At 56.0% G+C, this 1,074-nt stretch carries 1 pseudogene; it reads right to left on the bottom strand.

The features are described 5' to 3' along the window. Positions 1-1,074: pseudogene (locus tag AACQ83_RS24230) on the bottom strand (hemagglutinin repeat-containing protein); the annotation flags it as partial.

Genomic DNA, 1,074 nt, shown 5'->3' with positions numbered 1-1,074 from the left:
ATCTGGGCTTAAGTCGTTTCTTTTTCGCATACCAGTGAGTCTGGCGACCTTTATCGGTGGTGATGCGTTCCCCCTGAGTGGCTATATTGTGCAGTTCGCCTATTTCGCCGTTCAGCTCGCCGCCGGCAACAATTTGGCTGTCGTGATTAGTGACTTCCGCACTGTTGAGCGTGATATTGCCGCCCGCCAGAATTTTACCCGGGTCACTCTGTTTGACCTGAGTTTCCTTGACAGTGCGGGTGTACTGATATTCGTAAAAGTCATTACTGCGGCTGCCGTCCGGCATGATGGCATCGTGCACGCCGTATTTGTTGTGGCGGGAAGTGTCCACCTGCGACCAGTCATAGCGGGTGGTCTGGCCGCTCAATACCGCATCGTGATGTCGTGATTTTTCTGTTTCGACAACTTGGGTGACCAGACCGGCGTTGGTGTTGTGAATCTGCTCAGCCTGAATTTTCAGGTTTTTCCCGGCCTCAATTGTCGCCGCGTGGTTATTGAGCTCACGGGCCTGACCGGTGGCCGTCAGGCTGTTGTCCAACTGGCCGCCAATGTGCATATCGCCCACGCTGTAAATCTGGGCATGGTGACTGTTGTTCAGTATCCCGGTGCCGATATCCAGTCGGTCCCGCGCCGCAATCACGGCGGCTTTGCCGTCCTGTGCGCTGTTATTCAGCGTGCCCGTCTGGAGGGCGAGTTGGTCGCCGTAAATGCGCCCGGTGCCGGTATTGTTCAGGGTGTTGGCCGTGAGATGGGTCAGGCCGCCGTCAATCAATCCGGTATTGTTCAGCGTATCGTGGACCTGGATTTGCGTTTGTCCGGCGCTGATTTCACCGGCAGCGCTGTTGGTCAGATTGTGCGCATCAAGATGTAGCGCCCGACCGGCTTTTATCTGGCGGTCATTGAGGAGATTGCCGGTGGTTTTCAGGGTCAGATTGCCATTGGCCACCGTGTTGCCGGTATGGTGAAAATCCTCGGTTAAGGTGACGGCCATATCCCCCTGCGATAACAGTTGGCCGTCACCGCTGAGGGCCTCGGCGTTAATATCCACCTGTTTTCCGGCAATCAAGGTGCCCT

The organism is Photorhabdus sp. S10-54 (assembly GCF_963878145.1).
Lineage (GTDB): Bacteria > Pseudomonadota > Gammaproteobacteria > Enterobacterales > Enterobacteriaceae > Photorhabdus > Photorhabdus kayaii.
Note: the sequence above shows the minus strand (reverse complement) of the source record. Positions and strands in the feature narration are given on the sequence as shown.